Origin of the sequence: Microbacterium sp. SLBN-154, assembly GCF_006715565.1 — a bacterium.
Lineage (GTDB): Bacteria > Actinomycetota > Actinomycetes > Actinomycetales > Microbacteriaceae > Microbacterium.
Map to the genome: position 1 here is coordinate 117,916 of NZ_VFNL01000001.1, position 16,119 is coordinate 134,034.

Consider the following 16,119-nt stretch of genomic DNA (forward strand, 5'->3'; position numbering starts at 1 on the left):
GAGTAACTGTATATTGCTGACGCCACGCTCGGTAGTCTCAGACCGTCCAGTCGAGCTCGACCTCATCACCTCCTACGGGCGGCGCGAGCTCTGCGGTGACGGCGCGGCGAAGTCCGGCGGGTCGGAGATCGCGCAGAACCGCTTCGAGTTCCGTTCGCGCCGTCGCGACGACGAGCACCGCCGAAGACGATTCCCTCACGATCGCGCGTGCCGCGGGACTGGACAGCGGCGCTTCGGACAGGCCGGCCAACTCCGGAGGGATCAGCGTCTGCATGCGATGCCAGACGCCCGTATCCACCACCCCCTCGAGAATCGCCACGGGGACGCGTGGGAAATCGACCGGAACGTACGCGACCCCGCTCCCCCGGGGGAACTCGGCTTCCGTTATGCGGCGCTGGTCCCGCGAGGAGGGGTCGATCGCGACGCGGACTCCCGCACGCGGAACGGAGTTCGCTCGCCGCAGGACCACGACCTGGCCTTCTGCGTAGAACGTGCCCTCGTCATGGACCGCGGCCACTCGCACGCCGGGGCCGAGAGAGGCGCCCCCGCCGCCGACCCCCGACGACACCATCGCGAGGTCGGCCTCGCCCCTGCGGACCGCCTCCAGTCGGCGGTCGGCGCCACGGGAGAATCCGACCGCGTGCGGGACGCCCAGTGCGCTGAGGTGGTCTGCGACATACCGGGTCATCGCGCGCACTTCGCGCGGACCGCGAGGGGGAAGGAGGACGCGGACGGGCGGCAGTCCCGCCAAATCCCAGATCCTCCCGACCTGCAGCTCCTCGATGCGCCGCCCGAGGTGACCACGCGCGACGGTGCGCAGACTTCCCGTCTCCTGCAGAAGCCGCAGCGCCTGCTGGACGGTGCCCGATCCCACGCCGAGTCGTTCCCGATAGTCGGCGATGCGCGGGAGAGTGGCTCCGACGCCCGCCGTGAGGGCGTCGGAGGAGACGAGTCGGAGCGCCGCCCAGGTCGCTCGCTGCAGGCGCCCGGACGCGTCCGCCAGCGTCTCCACGCTCACAGCTTCACTGTCGTCGCGCACTGCAACAGTCTAGATTTCTCCACGACGTCCGCCGCGGCGATTACTACTATTATATTTCACGGATGAATGGAGGAGCCATCGAAGATTACGCGCCGTCGTTCCGCCTCGATGACCGCGTGGCGTTGGTGACGGGCGCCGGACAGGGCCTCGGGCGCGCAATCGCCCTGGCGCTCGCCGGTTCTGGTGCGCGCACCGTCGCGGTCGGGAGACGCGAAGAACCACTTTGGGCGCTCGCGGATCATGCCGCGAGACATGCCCTCGATGTGTCGTACGCCGTCGCAGACGTGACGGACCTGGACTCGCTGGCCGGTCTGGTGGATCGGGTCGAGGCGGCCGTCGGCGAGGTGGACGTCCTGGTGAACAACGCTGGGACCAACGTCCAGCAGTCCGCTGTCGACGTCGACGCCGCGACGTGGGACTCGATCATGGATCTCAACCTTCGAGCGCCGTTCTTCCTCAGTCAGGAATTGGGCCGGCGATGGATCGCCGACGGTCGCAGTGGGCGGATCATCAACATCGCCAGCCAGATGGCCGAGGTGGGCTTCCACTTCCGAAGCGCCTACGCGGCGAGCAAGGCGGGATTGGTGGCGATGTCCCGGGTGCTGGCGATCGAGTGGGCACGTCATGGGATCAGGGTCAATTGCGTCGGGCCCACGTTCACCGATTCGCCGCTCGCGCAACACGTGCTCGCCGACCCGGCGTTTCGCACAGAGGTGCTCTCGAGGATCCCGATCGGTCGGCTGGGCACGCCCGAGGAGGTGGCTGCCGCCGTCGTGTACCTCGCGTCGGATCCGGCAGATCTCGTGACCGGTCACCACCTGCTGACCGACGGCGGCTGGACCGCCATGTGAGCCGGCAGGTCATCGGGCTCGTGGGCGTCGGGAACATGGGACGGCACATGGCGAGGCGCCTCGCCGCGACTGGGGCGGAGGTCGTAACCTTCGACCCGCGACCAGAAGCGGCTGCCGATCTCCATGCAGTGGGAGTCGTCTCTGCCGCCACCCCTGCAGAGGTATCCAAGCGTGCACGGATCGTCCTTCTGATGGTGTTGAACGCCGACCATGCGGAATCGGCCGTCTGGGGGCCCGATGGCATCGCAGACGGCGCCACATCGGACACCGTGCTGGTGGTGATGAGCAGCCTTCCACCGACCTACACACGCGAACTGGGAGCGAGAGCCGAAGGAAGATTTCGGATCATCGATGCGCCGGTCACCGGAGGCGTGGAGGGCGCAGCGAGTGGGCAGCTCACCATCATGGCTTCCGGTGATCCGCACGCAGTGGACGAGGCGCTCCCCGCCCTCGAGGTGCTCGGTTCGACCGTGAGAGTCGGTGACGAGCTGGGCATGGGCATGGTGGTGAAGACCGTCAATCAGGCGATGTTCTTCTCGGCGATGCTCGCAGCCGCAGAAGCCGTGGTGGTCGCCGCGAAGGCCGGCGTGGATCCGGACATCCTGGTGGAGGTCGCCGGCCGAGGAAGCGGGGGAAGCTGGGCGCTCGTTCACCGCGTGCCGCTGGCGTGGAGGGCGGGCTATCGAAGCGGGGGAAGCCTCGCCATCGCGCTGAAGGACCTCCGCGCCTTCCTCGACCTTGCGGACTCGCTCGACGTCCCCACCCCGGGTGTATCGACCGTGCTCGCCCACGTCTCCGCAGCCGCCCAGACCTTCCCGGAGGCGCCGGACGACCCCGTGATCGTCCGGCTCGTCGAGCTGAGTGCCGGGATCAGCCTGGGCGCTCCGACCGAATCCTCGAAACCGGATTAGGCGGTCGCCGGGCGGCGCTCGGCGAGGGATTCCGCCAGCGACGCGGCCCGCGCGAGCAGACCGACATCCGCCTTGCCCGTCCACGCGATGTCGAAGGCCGTACCGTGACCGGGCGTGGTGCGGATGATGGGCAATCCAGCCGCGTAGGAGACGTATCCGTATCGTTTGAGGGGGATCGTCGCCTGATCGTGGTACATCGCGAGAACGGCGTCGAACCGACCGTCCTCGGCTGCCGCGAAGAGACTGTCGCTGGGGAGAGGGCCTACCACGTCGCGTCCCTGCCTCCGCAGGCTCTCGACGGCCGGTCGCACCTCGTCGACCTCCTCCCGTCCGAACAGCCCGTTCTCCCCCGCGTGCGGATTCAGGCCGGCGACCCCGATCCTGGGATCGGCAAGCCCGAACCGTGCTCGCAGCGTCGCGTCCAACTCGCCCAGGATGCGCGTGATCCGCGCGAAGTTCACGCGCGACACCGCCTCCAGCATCGAGCAGTGCGCGCTGACCAGGCTCACCCGCATCGGACCTCCGACCAGGAGGGTGTGGAATCCCTCGGTGCCGGTCAGGTCGGCGAAGATCTCCGTCTGACCCTCGTAGTGGTACCCCGCGAGGTTGAACGCCTCCTTGCTGGCGGGCGCGGAGATCACCGCGGAGATCTTCCCGGCCTGGGCGAGGCGGGTAGCTCGCGAGATCGTGTCGACGGTGAACCGCCCGTTGTCGGCGGTCACCCTACCCGGAACCACGGCGGCTGCGTCAAGCGGCACGTCGATGACGTGGGCGACCCCCGGCCGCGCGGTCACCGGCTCACCCGGAAGCACAGGGCGGAACTGAACCGTCATGTCGATGTGTGCGGCCACGCGTGCCAGCAACTCGATCGAGCCGATGAGGATCACGGGGGCCGACGGCATCCACCGCGGATCCGAAGCCACGGCCAAGCTCAACTCCGGCCCGACGCCCGCCGGATCGCCGACCGTCAGACCCAACGGCTTCATCGCGCGTCCTCTCCCGTTCCCGCCAAAGTACCAATTTCTGTATATTCTAGCGACCGATCCAGATCTGGCGCCGCACGCTATCGCAGCGGAGTCAGCCGGCTCACGCGACCGCCGATAAACCACTCCGCGACCCAGATCACGCCGTCCGGCGTCGCCGCGATGCCGTGGGGGCTGCGGAAGGAGAGCGGATCGAGGACGGGTCGGCGCACCGCGCCGCGATCACGCCAGTTGGGCCATCCCGGCTCCTGGTCGCTCTCCTCGAGAGGGGTGCCGTGGGCTGCCACGACCCGCATCTCTTTATCCATCAGGACGATCGAACCGAACAGCTCCGTGACCACGAGCAGATCGCCGACGACAGCGAGGCAGGAGGGGCTGGTGAGCTGGCCCTCCCCCGACACGTCGATCAGTTGCCCGTCCAGCGACAGCGTGACCACGCGGCGGTTCGCGCGATCCGCGACGCGCAGCACCGGAACTGGCCCGCGACCGTCGACGACGATCCCGTGAGGCGTCGAGAATGCGACTCCCGATGCCGCACCATCAGCGGTCCACAACAGATCGCCGCGGGCGCTGAAGCGATGTACGAGACTGCGGCCATATCCGTCAGCGACCCAGACGGAGCCGTCGGATCCTCGGCCGAAGTCATGAAGTGCCACCGACGACGGCAGCCACTGCTTGCCGTGAGGAGCCGTGAGTTGCTGCAGTACGCGGCCATCGCTCCCGAAGCGGGTGACTCCGCCTCCATTCAGCCGGCCCTCGTATCCGTCGCCGGCGGGGACGAACTTGTGACCGTGATCGGCGATCCACAGATCCCCGTCCCGCGTCACCGCCAGTCCGTGAGTATCGGTCACGCCGACCCGGATGGCGGACGACCCGCCATCCGGGTCGAAGCGGACGATCCGATCCCCGGCCGCGTCCGGGACGTAGACCGCGCCGCGGCTGTCCACGGCCAGCCCGGGATGCGCCCAGTGCACGCTGTCGGGGGGATCGAGGGCGACGTCGGTCCACTCGTAAACCGTGTTGCCGATCATTGTCGTGCCTCGAGAACTGAGTCGAATGCCGTCGACCGCGCGCCCTCGATGCTCGGTGTGCGAAAGCACCTCAGCGGTCACAGCCGCCGTCCTTGTCCGGTCGCGAGTACGCCTGCGAGAGGTCGCGCAACCCTTTGTACTCGTACGGATCCTCGCCGGCGACGATCGTGATGTCGCGGAAGTCGTACTCGCCGAAGTAGTCGCCCTCGGCTTCCTTCCAGGGCAGGAGCGACTCCGCGCTCATGTAGTGGTAGACGAGCGCGCGGCGATAGCCGTGCTTGCCCGAGTTCTCGAGAGAGCGGTGCAGGAGGTATCCGTTGAAGAAGAGCGCAGCGCCGGCGGGGATCTCCACCGGTACGGCATCCTCCTCGTCGTAGGGGAAGCCGTAGGACTCCGACGTGCAGTCGAACCTCGGGTCGTCCTGATCGTGGTCGGGATAGATCACCCCTCGCGAATGCGAACCGGGCATCACCCAGAGGCATCCGTTCTCGACAGTCGCGTCATCCAGCGCGATCCAGACCGCGGTCAGCGAGCGATCACGGGTGGGGATGAAGTGCTCGTCCTGATGCCAGGCCTGACCGGGCTTGCCCTCTGACTTGATGAACAGCATCGACTGCATCGACTTGACGTTCGGGCCGATGATCTGAGTGAGGCCGCGAACGAGTGAGTCCTGCTTCATGGTGTCAGAGATGGTGTCCGACAGCTTGTGCGGGTAGTGGATGCACAGATAGCGGCGCAGTAGATCGGCATCGCTCTCGGTCCCGCCGGTCGGGAACTCCAGCGGCGCGCTGTTCGTGCTCGAAAGGCCGACCGCACCGAAGTCGCCGCGACAGATTCGCAGAGCCTCATCGTTGATCGCGCTCACCTCCGTCGGCGTGAGCGCGTTGCGCAGAACGGCATATCCGTCTCGGCGGTACTGCTCGATGAATGCCGCGTCCACGGCGTCGTGCAGAACCACGCCGGGTCGTGTTGCAGTGGTGGGAGTCATGCTTGGTCCTTCCTCTTTCGGCATCCGAGGATGCGGGGCGTGTCTCCATCGTCCAGCGCACGGCGCGATGAGCCCATGCACCGTCTGCGCCGGGTCATGCGCGATCTTGATCTGGTTGTCCGCGTGCCACCGCTGCGACCTTGACGGTGGCATCCCAGAATGCCGTCAGACCACGAAGTCGGAGCGGCTCGAGCGGGTCGGCCCGCCAACCCTCCGCGCGGAACTCGCTTGGCGAGCGCCCGTAGTGCAGCCGGAACCGTCGCGAGAAGTGATAAGGAGTTGCGTATCCGATGTCATGCGCGACCTGCTCCAGTCCGAGGTTGGTGCGTTGCAGCGCAATAGCGCTGCGGCCAAGACGTACGAGTTCCAAGGCGGAGGAGACGCCCACGTGCATCCGCGCGCTGAAGATGCGAGAGAGATGCCCGACGGAGAGAGACGCCCTCGCCGCCAGCTCGTCGAGGGGGATGATCCGCACTCCGTCTCGCGCCCAGATCTCTGCCACGATCCGCGCGATGGCGGCGACGACGGGGTCCGGCAGCCCTGGCCGCTCTCCGGGAATCGGGCCGTCGGCGAAGAGCTGGACAATGAGCGCGATGACATCCCCGACACGGCTGCGACGGTCCGGTCGGTCCGGGGCAGACGAGGAGTCGCGGGTTCGGAGGAGGTACTCACAGAGCCCGCGGATCGCTGGATGCTCATCGCCGTCGATCACCAGTGGCCACTCCGATTCAAGAGGGTCCCCTGCTTCCGCCATGAGCTCAAAGTGCACGAAGGCGTGGCTGGAGTGCAGTTCGCGGTCCCAGACATACTGCTCGCGCATACCTGGCCTGGAGAGCCACACCGAGCCGGGAACGAGGGGGTTCGGGCGGGCTTCGCGATCCTCGCCGTCCGCGACCGTCCACTCGGCGGTCCCTGTGAGCATCCACACCAGTTCGTAATCGTCCATCCGCCTCGGACCCCATGCGGTGCCGGGGGCGTAGTGAGCGACCATCACGGGGGAGTGGGACAGCACCTTCATGCGAGCAGCGCCTCCAGCGCAGCGCAGACGACGGCGAGATCATCGAAGGCACCGAGATGGTCCGGTGCGGTGAGGTCGATCTCGAATGCTCCTCGGGCCAACGTGTCGCCGACGAGGTGGAGCGCCGCGATCTCGACGCCGTGATACGCCGCGACTGCGTACATCGCGGCCGTCTCGTTGTTGACCGCGACGCAACCTTCGGCGGCAAATGCAGCCATCCGCACAGCGTTCTGCCGGAAGTGCGCGAAGGTCGTCCATATCGCTCCGCGGCGCACCTCGGGTAGGAGGGCGGAGGATGCCTTGGCCAGTGCGTCCACGAGCGGCACGGTCGCATCCACGTAACGACCGGGCGGAAGGTAGGCGAAAGAGAGACCCTCGTCTCTGAGCGCGCGGTGTGCCACCACCGCCGCGCCGATGGGCAGGTCTGGCACGATTGCCCCGCACCCGCCGACGAAGACGAACCGGCGCGCGCCGAGCGCAATGTACTCTTCGAGCGCACCAGCCGACGCGGATCCCTTCTGCGTGAAGCCCAGCGCGACAGGCATACCCCATACACGCCCCACGGCGAACGGGTGGGCCGCGGTCGCGAAAGGGTGTACGTCAGCATCAGCTAGAGAGAGGGCAGCCTTCCATATTCCTGGAGCGACTGTCACGAGCATGGAGAGAGGCAGCGCAGGTCTCGGCACGCCTCCGGTCCGCTCCAAGAACTTGAACCAATCGTCGGGAGCGAAGACCGGGGGTTCGGCGCTGGTGTCCCACAGAAGCGGCAGACCATCGTCAATGCCGGAACGGCTCGCTGGATCGTCAGCAAAGCCAGGGTGCTCAAGAAAGTGGCTCATAGCGACGCGATGACGACGGCGAAGCAGGCGAGCGCGACGCCGTACACCTGCAGCCGCGTGATGTGTTCGTGGAGGAACGCCCGTCCAATGAGAGCTGTGAACAGCGGGGCGAACGGCGCGAGTAGTGCGAACAGGAATAGCTCGCCGACCTGGAGAGCCAGCACGAGGGCAACATTCCCCAACCCGTCCAGGGTGCCGGCGGCCACCGCGAGGAAGAGCGCTCTGCGGCCGGGTGGCGGCGGCACCTTCCCGCCGCGCCCGACCAGAGCCGGGCGCTTCACCAGCACGCGTTGGCTCACGATCAGAGTCGCGCCGAGCAGGATGCCCGACCGTGCGCCCGAGAGGGCCCACATGCTCGTCCCGGTCGGTGCATTGTCCAGGATGAGGACATACACCGTGAACCCCGCGGCGCCGAGGGCTGCGAGGAGGGGCCCACGCAGCGAGCGAGCCGTGCGCTGGGCGGGGTCCGGGCGATAGGTGAGCAGTCCGACGGCGACGACGCATAGGGCGAGGCCGGCGACCCGCGCAAGGGTCACGGGCTCTCCCGCGGCGAACCCTGCGAGGGAGATCAGCACCGCACCGGAGCACGAGAGCACGGCCGCGGTCAATCCGACCGGCCCGATGGCGAAAGCCCGATAGACCGCCATGAGCGCGGCGCACACCACGAGACCTCCGACGACACCGAGGAGGAAGCTCATCCAGGTGAACGACTCTCCCTCGAGGACCGCGGCAGCGGTGGCGATGACCACCGCCCCGGGTGCTCCCACCCAGATCACCAGTGCGATGGGCAGGGACCGCGCCGCCACCCCACCGCAGACATTGCTGATCGCCGCGAATGCGCCGTTCACGAGAACTAGCATCACCGCCGTCACGGATCGTTCTCCCCGATAACCTCACTCAAGAGGACGCGGTCCGAGAAGGAGGCGGTCGGCCACGTGCCCCCCTCCGCCTCACTCACGCCGGAACCACAGGGTCGTTTCCGCGTCGATCGCACCGTCACGCGCACGACCGGAGTCGCTCGAGAGCACAGCTACCATTCCGACGAGCGCCTCCGGCAGCGCCTGCGGGCGTTCCGCGAAGTTCGTTGCTACGATCCATCCGCCGGGGCGCTCGAAGATGAGCAGATCGTCGCTGCCGGCGTCCAGCCAAGTCAGCATTTCCCCGCTTCGAAGCGCCCGCCGAAGCTCTAGGGCGACGCGGTAGAGCGCGAGCGTCGATGCGTCGTCGGACTCCTGGACATCGACAGAGTAATCGCGGAACCACGAAGGCTGGGGAAGATGCGCCCGGCCCGACCCGGTCGCGTCGAATCCGAATGCCGGCGCATCCGCGACCCAGGGCAGCGGCACGCGGCATCCGTCTCGTCCGGCGTCGACGCCGGGGTTGCGGAAGAAGGCGGGATCCTGCCGTTGGGAGTCAGGGATGTCGGCGACTTCGCGCAGCCCGAGTTCTTCGCCCTGATAGAGATAGGCGCTTCCGGGCAGGCCGAGCACGAAGAGAGTGGCGGCCTTCGCGCGCCGCAGGCCGGCCTGGTGGTCTTCTACAGGCTCAACCCCGCGCGAGAGGAGCCACGCCTGGACCAGCTCGTCACCCTCCTCGCTGTCGTCCTTCGGCAATCCATAGCGGGTCGCGTGTCGGACGACGTCGTGGTTGTCGAGCACCCACGTGTTCGAAGATCCCGTCTCCTTGGCGAACACGTCGTTGCGGGTGACGATCTCCCTGAACTCCGCGGCGTCGAAGTTCGCGCGGAGCAGATCGAAGTTGAATGCCTGGCCGAGACTCGTCGGGGCCGCGTAGCGATGCCGCCGGTGGGGTTCGACCCAGGCCTCGGCGACCGCGATCCGCGGGGGATTGTATTCGTTGAAGACGGCCCGCCATTCCGCGTAGATCTCGGTCAGTTCCTCGCGATCCCAGTACGGGTGGTTCCCCTCCGCCGTGGTGCGCGCCGACCCGAGCTGCTCGAAGGTCGGGAGCGGTTCGGTGAAGTCTTTAGCGAGTCCGTGGGCGACGTCGACCCGGAAGCCGTCCACCCCTCGATCCGACCAGAAACGCAGCGTCTCCAGGAAGTCGGCACGCACCTCGTTGTTCGCCCAGTTGAGGTCGGGCTGCTCTCTGGCGAACAGGTGGAAGTAGAACTGCCCGTCGCCGACGGGCTCCCAGGTCGAGCCTCCGAACATCGAGACCCAGTCCGTCGGAGGCTCCGACTTCAAGGGGCCGACGCCGTCCCGGAAGATGTACCGGTCTCTGGCCGCCGACCCCCGCGGCGAGCCGAGAGCCTCTCTGAACCAGTCGTGCCGGTCGGACGAGTGATTCGGAACGATGTCGACGATCAGACGGATGTTCGCGGCATGAAGGCCGGCGACCAGCTCGTCGAAGTCCTGAAGGGTGCCCAGTCGGGGATCGACGTCTCGATAGTCGTCGACGTCGTACCCGCCGTCAGCGAGCGCCGACGGATAGAACGGCGACAGCCACACCGCGTCGATCCCCAGCGCGACGAGGTAGGGGATCTTGCCGATGATCCCCCGCAGGTCGCCGATGCCGTCGCCGTTCGAGTCGGCGAAGCTCCGTGGATAGATTTGGTAGATCGCGGCCTGTCGCCACCAGTCTGCCGCCGGTTCACGGACGTCGAGAGGAGAGCCGATACTCACTGTGTCTCCTTGGGTTTCTTGAGGTGAGGCGCACCTGGCCGTTCAGAGGCTCCGGCGCGCGAAAGGGTGCAGCGACGATGTGGTGTCTCTTCCGCGGGCCTACTTCACGGCACCCAAAGCGAGACCGCCAATGAAGCTGCGCTGGAAGATGAGGAAGACGATCACGCACGGAAGCGCAGCAATAACGGTCGCTGCGGCGATCAGGTTCCACTCACCGCCGTACTGACCGAGCAGGGAAAGCACGGCCGCGGTGATCGGGAACTTGCTGTCTGTTTGGAGGAGCGTCAGCGACAGCAGCAGATCGTTGAAGATCCACGTGAACGCGAGCGCGCCGAGGGCGGCGAGTGCGGGCTTGCACAGCGGTAGCACGACCTGCCAGTACGTGCGCATCACTCCTGCACCATCGATCGATGCGGCGTCCTGGAGTTCATTCGGGATGCCCCTCATGAAGCCGTATAGAACGAAGGTGTAGAAGCCGAGCCCAAAGGCCGTCTGCACCCCGATGACAGCGAAGAGTGAGTCGTACAGACCGAGCGACTCAGCCATCTTCGCCACCGGAATGAGGATGACCTGGACCGGGAGCAGGTTGCCAGCGAGCATGATCAGAAGGATCGCCCGCCAGAAGCGGATCCGGTATCGGCTCAGCCCGAACGCCGCGATCGACGAGAGGAAGAGTGAAAGCGCCACAGTCGGAATCGTGATGAGGAACGAGTTCAGCAACGCCTGAGCCATCCCCGCGCCCTCCCACACGTCGGGGTAGGCAGTGAGCGAGAAGCTCTGCGGCAGTGATCCGACCCCATTGCGAGCTATGTCATCGAATGTCCGAAAGGACATGAGCAGCACGAGCGCGATGGGCGCGAACCACAGCAGGGCGATGGAACCTGCGCTCAAGTGGAAGGCGGCGGTCCGCAGAGGTCGTCTCCATGCTGACCGTCTCCGAGCGGGCTTCTCCTCGAGCGCGTCGATGATCATGGGACGGGCGTCGTCGATGAGCGCCATCAGTCCTCCTTGCTATCTGCGAAAGCACGCGTGAGATAGGTGATGATCACACCGACCGCGAGAAGGAAGATCACTACTGCGAGAGCAGAACCGTATCCAAGCTGGCGCGACGTGAAGGCCGCCTCGAACATGTACGTGCTCAGAAGCTCGGTCGACCGGAAAGGTCCTCCGCGCGTCATCGAGTACACGATGTCGAACGACCTCAGCGCGTCGATCACGAGGATCGATATCACGACGAGATTCACGCTTCGCAGCTGCGGAAGGGTGATGAATCGCAAGCGCTGCCATGCGTTCGCGCCGTCAACTCGCGCGGCCTCGATCAGGGCAGGATCGATCGCCTTAAGTCCCGCGATGAACAGCACCATGATGTAGCCAATCTGGCGCCAGAGTGCGGCCACGATCACCGCGAGGAGTGCGGTGTTCGGGTCGCCCAGCCACAGGCGTGTCCAACTCTCGAGCCCGATCGCGGTGAGGAACGTGTTCAGGATGCCGCTGGGCTGGTAGATCGCATTCCAGATGAGCGCCGTCACGACTAGGGAGAAGACCATGGGAAGGAACAGCGCGGTCCGGTACACGCCGACTCCGCGGCGTTCGGACTGCAGGAGCAGCGCCACCGCCAGTCCTCCGACGAAGGAGATTCCTCCGAATACGACCAGCCAGATCGCGGTATTCCGCAATGCGATGACGAAGACCGGATCGGTGGCCATTCGGGCGTAGTTGTCGAATCCGACGAATTGCGCTTCGCTATAGCCGTTCCAGCTCAGGAAGGACAGTGCGATCCCGTTGAGGGCCGGCCAGAAGACAACGAACGCCTCGATCAGGAACGGAATCAGCACGAGTGCATACACCGCCGGCGGCGGGCTGGAAACCCGCCGCCGGAAGGTAGTGCGCTTCGGGGCAGTGGTGCTCATTGCGCTCGTGCGTCGCGCGCCTGCTGAGCCTCGACCTGCCACTGCTCGAGAATGACGGACGTTTCTTCGACACCGGCCAGGTACTTGGTGAGCGCTTGGTCGGCGGACGGCTGGATGTCGTCGCCAGCGTCCCGGTTGAAGAACTGAGTCAGCACGTCCGCGTTCTCCAGAAGAGCGCGGCCCTTCTCGGCGACTGGGCTGAGAGTGACGTTCGCATCCGGGTTTGTCGGGAGCAGGGTTGCGCTTCCCACTGCCTCGAACATGATTTCCTGCGCCTCGGCGCTTGCGAGATAGCTGAGGAACTCCTTAGCCAGCTGCGGCTGGTCGGTCCTGGCGCTTGCAAAGAACCCGTCAGTGGGCGCCTCCTCCCCGTCCGACACGCCGGGGTCGATCTCCGGGAACTTGAAGAAGTCGAAGTACTCCAGCTCATCCTGCGGCAGGTTGAACTCGATCCACGCGCCTGCGAGGTACATCCCGGTTCGGCCCTGGATCCAATCGGTCGTGGCCTGCTGGAATGGCAGTCCGCCGGCATTCGTGTCGAAGTAGGGAAGAATCTCGTCCCAGTATTCGAAGACTTGCTGCACCTCGGGGCTATCGAACGATTCCTCGCCGGCGAGAAGGTCGAGGTGGAACTCGGGGCCATTCACTCGCATGTTCAGGTAGTCGAACCACGCCGATGCCATCCACGCCGTGTCGGAGAGGCCCAGCCCAATTGGGGTGATTCCGGCACTCTCCATCGCCTCGCAGACCGCGAGGAACTCCTCCCACGTGGTCGGCTCCTGGAGACCGAGCTCATCGAACACACGAGTGTCGTAGTACACGCCCCACCAGTAGTTCGAGGTGGGAACAAACACCTCGTTCCCGTCGGAGTCCTGGCTCAATTCGCGAAAGGCGTCTGAGAAGGTGAAGTCCTCCCAGATGTCCGAGATATCGAGCACGAGTCCCTCGTCGGCGAAGGTCCTCGTCGCCTCTCCCGCAAGCCAGGTGAAGATGTCGGCGGGATTGGCAGCGGTGAGGTACGTCGGCAGCTGCTCGCGGTAAGTATTGGCGGGAACCTCGTTGATCTCGACCTCGCCGAGGCCCTTCTCGTTGAAGGCATCGACAACTGCCTGGAGCCCCTCCGCTTCTCCCGCAGTCAGCCGCGACTGGATTGTCAGCGGACCTTCGGCGTCCGTACCCGTTGTTTCCTCACCGGATGCGCCACCCCCGCTCGCGCCTCCGAGGCAACCGGTAAGGACGAGGGTGGCGCCGGCGGCGAGTGCCAGTGCACTCAAGCCTCTCTTGCTCCATGTGGTCATCTTCGACTCGCTTTCGGTGTGTTCGGGTGGAGTTCCGGCGTCCGTGATCGCCTCAACTCGAGAGTAGAACCCGCATTGTTGTCAGTCAATATGTTTATATTACTAATGCGTTACAAGGTTTCGGATTGCTTCGGGATCACTTTCCGCAGCCTCCACGAGCGCACTGCCCATCCCGACGGCCACCGCGCCGGCCCGTAGATAGTGTTGCGCGGCAAGCATCGTCACCCCGCCTGTGGGCGCGAGGGGCAGGCTCGGTACAGACGCGAGTACTCCGCGTACGCCGTGAGGGCCGAACGTGGTAGCTGGGAAAAGCTTCACGAGATGCGCGCCGGCGCGTCGCGCGGCGAGGGCTTCTGTGACCGATCCGGCGCCCGGGACGCTGACGAGTCCACGCTCGAGCGTTGCTCGGATCACCTCGGTGTTCAGATCCGGCGACACGACGAATCGCGCGCCCGCGTCAGCGGCGGCCGCAACTTGACGCGGGTGGAGGGCGGTGCCAACACCGACCGCCACACCGTCGGCGGTGAGCTCGTCGATCACGGCGAGCGCACCTGGAGTGACAAGGGAAATCTCAATTGCCTCGATTCCGGCGCCCAGCAGCCGTCGAGCGTCCCGTAGCGCTTTGTCGGGCGCATCCGCGCGAATGATGCCGATGACGCGGGTTCGTTCGATCAGCGACAGGATGTCCCGGCCATCTGCCCGCGTGTCGCCTTGCTGCATACTGTCTCCAGTTCTTCGGAGGTGCCCCGACGGCTTCAACGGTCCACTCGAGCCGACGAATCGAGCGCCCGCAGGTCGGCGCGGGTGAGCGAATCTTCCCAGTCGCCGGCGCTTGCGACGGCGGCCGCCCCACAAGCGACACCGGTCGCCAGGCGCGCGTCGAGGTCATGTCCTGCGAGAAGCTCCGCGATGTAGCCGCCGGCGAAGGCGTCCCCCGCTCCGACCGCGTCGACCACGCGTGTGCGGCGCGCATCGGTCTCCACTATCCGGCCACGCACGACGGCGGCGGCTCCGCGCGCGCCGCGCTTCAGCACCACTTCTCGCACGCCCTGATCAAGAGCCCACTCGGCAGCGGTGAGGTCATCCCCGATCTCATGGGTGAGGAGATGCAGTTCGTCGTCCCCCACGAAGAGGAGGTCCGCCTCCGCCGCCAGCACCCGCAGGACCGGCCGGGCGGTCGCGACACTCCACAGCTTGCTCCGGTAGTTCACGTCGAACGAGACCAGCACCCCTGCAGACTTCGCGATGGCGATCGCCGCGCGCACGGTCTCGAGGGCTGACGCGCTGAGGGCTGCCGTCACACCGGTGAGGTGAAGAATGGCAGCCCCGGCGATCGATGCGGGGTCCAGATCCTCCGGTCGAAGGTGCGCACCCGGCCCGTCCCCCCGGTGATACTCAACGCGGGTGAGATCGGGATGCCGCCGCTCCTTCACGATGAGCGATGTCGGCGAGGGATCGAGGACGGCCTTTACCACGAGGCCCTCCGCCTGAAGGTCGGCGATCACCCGTTCGCCGAGCCCGTCGGCCCCGACCCGCCCCATCCACGTCGCGGTCCCGCCGAGTCTGACCACCGCGATCGCGACGTTGGACTCGGCCCCCGCCGTCCGCACGTGCGCGGCCGCGCTCGAACGCCAGCGGTGGTCGGAGCTGAAGGCGATGAGCGACTCGCCCACCGTGACGAACTGCGTAAGGCCGGGGAGAGGCGCGTGCAAGATCGAGAGCGCGCCGGTCATGATAGGACCCGCAAATGAAGTGACCAGCGCAGCGGGGCGTCGGGCGACACCTGTGCGCACCTGTCCAGTGCGACCGCCGTGGCGAGCGAGTCGAAGAAGCCGGTCGTCGGCTCGATTGCGATCACCGGTTCACGTCGGAACATGCCCTTCTCGAGCCACAAACCGATGTACGGACACTCCCCGGACCAGGTCAACTGCAGCGCGCCGTCGGGTCTGACGAGGGTGGCGTGCTGAACGGAACGCTCTGGGTCGGCATACAGCTTGCGGCAGCCCCCGGGCTCCAGGTCGTCGATCGCGGCCGCCGCAGGCGACCAGGCGAAGGAGCGAAGCGTGGGATCGAGCACGTCGACCACCCGGTCGACACGCGACGGGAGCTCGACGTACGTGCCCGGGGGAGCCTGGAACTGCGGGTGGGCAGCCCAGAGGAACGGAAGGGTTCTCTCGGACCTTACCCAGTAGTCGAACCGGAGCCCGTCGCCGTCCACGACGATGGTTCGGCTGAAGTCAAAGCCGTAATGCTCGTCGGACGTGGTGAGAGTGCTGCCATCGGCGACGAATGCCGCGGTCCACAGGGAGCCGTGGTCCGCAAGCGCACGGCCGTCGAGCGTGCATGCGACGATCGTCGGCGCGCACTCGTCCCATCCCGCCATCTCCGCCCGGAGGAAGTTGGCTCCCACTCTCGCAGGCGAGCCGACCGGCTGTTCGGGTTGCGCGAGCCACTCGCGTCCGGTCCTATCCCTGAGGGAGGCGACTTTTCCACCGCGTTGCGGTATCACCTGAGCTGTGAGCTCTCCGCCTCCGATGACCTGGATGCTGTCCGATTCGGGCCAGGTGCTCATGAGCAGCGCTCGCTCGTGCGACAGGGGCCGGCGC

General features: G+C 66.5%; 16 protein-coding genes. 2 read left to right on the plus strand and 14 right to left on the minus strand.

The window, feature by feature from the left end; genetic code table 11:
• Window positions 1-37: 37 nt before the first annotated feature.
• Window positions 38-1,039, minus strand: a complete 1,002-nt coding sequence (locus FBY40_RS00645) for a YhfZ family protein (protein ID WP_141935536.1) — start codon at window positions 1,037-1,039, stop codon at window positions 38-40.
• A gap of 62 nt (window positions 1,040-1,101) precedes the next feature.
• On the opposite strand from FBY40_RS00645, the gene FBY40_RS00650 reads away from it, so the two are divergent.
• Both FBY40_RS00650 and FBY40_RS00655 read left to right on the plus strand, forming a co-directional pair.
• Complete coding sequence (locus tag FBY40_RS00650) at window positions 1,102-1,890, plus strand: SDR family NAD(P)-dependent oxidoreductase (RefSeq protein WP_141935538.1); 789 nt, start codon at window positions 1,102-1,104, stop codon at window positions 1,888-1,890.
• A 20-nt stretch (window positions 1,891-1,910) separates the two neighbouring features.
• Window positions 1,911-2,801 (plus strand): NAD(P)-dependent oxidoreductase, encoded by an 891-nt coding sequence (locus tag FBY40_RS00655; protein WP_235015022.1) that lies wholly within the window; start codon window positions 1,911-1,913, stop codon window positions 2,799-2,801.
• Here the strand turns inward: FBY40_RS00655 and pdxA are convergent.
• The 13 genes from pdxA to FBY40_RS00720 all read right to left on the minus strand — a co-directional run bounded on the left by pdxA (window position 2,798) and on the right by FBY40_RS00720 (window position 16,085).
• A complete protein-coding gene (pdxA, locus tag FBY40_RS00660; protein WP_141935543.1) occupies window positions 2,798-3,787 on the minus strand; it encodes a 4-hydroxythreonine-4-phosphate dehydrogenase PdxA in 990 nt (329 codons plus the stop codon). The two genes, FBY40_RS00655 and pdxA, sit on opposite strands and share 4 nt — an antisense overlap.
• A 77-nt stretch (window positions 3,788-3,864) precedes the next feature.
• The gene (locus FBY40_RS00665) at window positions 3,865-4,815 is read right to left on the minus strand and encodes an NHL repeat-containing protein (RefSeq protein WP_141935544.1); all 951 of its coding nucleotides are present in this window, start codon (window positions 4,813-4,815) and stop codon (window positions 3,865-3,867) included.
• A 70-nt stretch (window positions 4,816-4,885) separates the two neighbouring features.
• Window positions 4,886-5,803: a phytanoyl-CoA dioxygenase family protein gene (locus FBY40_RS00670; RefSeq protein ID WP_141935545.1), complete on the minus strand. Its 918-nt coding sequence runs from the start codon at window positions 5,801-5,803 to the stop codon at window positions 4,886-4,888.
• A 94-nt stretch (window positions 5,804-5,897) separates the two neighbouring features.
• The gene (locus FBY40_RS00675; protein WP_141935547.1) at window positions 5,898-6,821 is read right to left on the minus strand and encodes a helix-turn-helix transcriptional regulator; all 924 of its coding nucleotides are present in this window, start codon (window positions 6,819-6,821) and stop codon (window positions 5,898-5,900) included.
• A complete protein-coding gene (locus tag FBY40_RS00680) occupies window positions 6,818-7,660 on the minus strand; it encodes a phosphorylase family protein (protein WP_141935550.1) in 843 nt (280 codons plus the stop codon). The genes FBY40_RS00675 and FBY40_RS00680 overlap by 4 nt, the downstream gene beginning before the upstream one ends.
• Entirely contained in the window at window positions 7,657-8,508 is an 852-nt protein-coding gene (locus tag FBY40_RS00685; protein ID WP_160141306.1) for an EamA family transporter, read from the minus strand. Before FBY40_RS00685 ends, FBY40_RS00680 begins: the two co-directional genes overlap by 4 nt.
• Before the next feature lie 102 nt (window positions 8,509-8,610).
• Entirely contained in the window at window positions 8,611-10,305 is a 1,695-nt protein-coding gene (locus FBY40_RS00690; RefSeq protein WP_141935554.1) for a glycoside hydrolase family 13 protein, read from the minus strand.
• A gap of 99 nt (window positions 10,306-10,404) precedes the next feature.
• Window positions 10,405-11,304 (minus strand): carbohydrate ABC transporter permease, encoded by a 900-nt coding sequence (locus FBY40_RS00695; RefSeq protein ID WP_200829899.1) that lies wholly within the window; start codon window positions 11,302-11,304, stop codon window positions 10,405-10,407.
• Complete coding sequence (locus tag FBY40_RS00700) at window positions 11,304-12,215, minus strand: carbohydrate ABC transporter permease (protein ID WP_141935556.1); 912 nt, start codon at window positions 12,213-12,215, stop codon at window positions 11,304-11,306. The genes FBY40_RS00695 and FBY40_RS00700 overlap by 1 nt, the downstream gene beginning before the upstream one ends.
• Window positions 12,212-13,513, minus strand: a complete 1,302-nt coding sequence (locus FBY40_RS00705; RefSeq protein ID WP_141935558.1) for an ABC transporter substrate-binding protein — start codon at window positions 13,511-13,513, stop codon at window positions 12,212-12,214. Before FBY40_RS00705 ends, FBY40_RS00700 begins: the two co-directional genes overlap by 4 nt.
• 102 nt (window positions 13,514-13,615) lie before the next feature.
• Window positions 13,616-14,233, minus strand: a complete 618-nt coding sequence (locus FBY40_RS00710) for a bifunctional 4-hydroxy-2-oxoglutarate aldolase/2-dehydro-3-deoxy-phosphogluconate aldolase (protein WP_141935560.1) — start codon at window positions 14,231-14,233, stop codon at window positions 13,616-13,618.
• A gap of 35 nt (window positions 14,234-14,268) precedes the next feature.
• The gene (locus FBY40_RS00715; protein ID WP_141935563.1) at window positions 14,269-15,246 is read right to left on the minus strand and encodes a sugar kinase; all 978 of its coding nucleotides are present in this window, start codon (window positions 15,244-15,246) and stop codon (window positions 14,269-14,271) included.
• Window positions 15,243-16,085 carry a hypothetical protein gene (locus tag FBY40_RS00720; RefSeq protein WP_160141307.1) on the minus strand — a complete coding sequence of 281 codons (843 nt, stop codon included), beginning with the start codon at window positions 16,083-16,085 and terminating at the stop codon, window positions 15,243-15,245. The genes FBY40_RS00715 and FBY40_RS00720 overlap by 4 nt, the downstream gene beginning before the upstream one ends.
• Window positions 16,086-16,119: the final 34 nt, after the last annotated feature.

Coding starts and splice junctions, on each gene's coding strand:
- pdxA (WP_141935543.1), bottom strand. CDS start 3,787: ATGAAGCCGTTGGGTCTGACGGTCGGCGATCCGGCGGGCGTCGGGCCG.
- FBY40_RS00680 (WP_141935550.1), bottom strand. CDS start 7,660: ATGAGCCACTTTCTTGAGCACCCTGGCTTTGCTGACGATCCAGCGAGC.
- FBY40_RS00720 (WP_160141307.1), bottom strand. CDS start 16,085: ATGAGCACCTGGCCCGAATCGGACAGCATCCAGGTCATCGGAGGCGGA.
- FBY40_RS00665 (WP_141935544.1), bottom strand. CDS start 4,815: ATGATCGGCAACACGGTTTACGAGTGGACCGACGTCGCCCTCGATCCC.
- FBY40_RS00650 (WP_141935538.1), top strand. CDS start 1,102: ATGAATGGAGGAGCCATCGAAGATTACGCGCCGTCGTTCCGCCTCGAT.
- FBY40_RS00715 (WP_141935563.1), bottom strand. CDS start 15,246: ATGACCGGCGCGCTCTCGATCTTGCACGCGCCTCTCCCCGGCCTTACG.
- FBY40_RS00670 (WP_141935545.1), bottom strand. CDS start 5,803: ATGACTCCCACCACTGCAACACGACCCGGCGTGGTTCTGCACGACGCC.
- FBY40_RS00675 (WP_141935547.1), bottom strand. CDS start 6,821: ATGAAGGTGCTGTCCCACTCCCCCGTGATGGTCGCTCACTACGCCCCC.
- FBY40_RS00705 (WP_141935558.1), bottom strand. CDS start 13,513: ATGACCACATGGAGCAAGAGAGGCTTGAGTGCACTGGCACTCGCCGCC.
- FBY40_RS00695 (WP_200829899.1), bottom strand. CDS start 11,304: ATGGCGCTCATCGACGACGCCCGTCCCATGATCATCGACGCGCTCGAG.
- FBY40_RS00710 (WP_141935560.1), bottom strand. CDS start 14,233: ATGCAGCAAGGCGACACGCGGGCAGATGGCCGGGACATCCTGTCGCTG.
- FBY40_RS00700 (WP_141935556.1), bottom strand. CDS start 12,215: ATGAGCACCACTGCCCCGAAGCGCACTACCTTCCGGCGGCGGGTTTCC.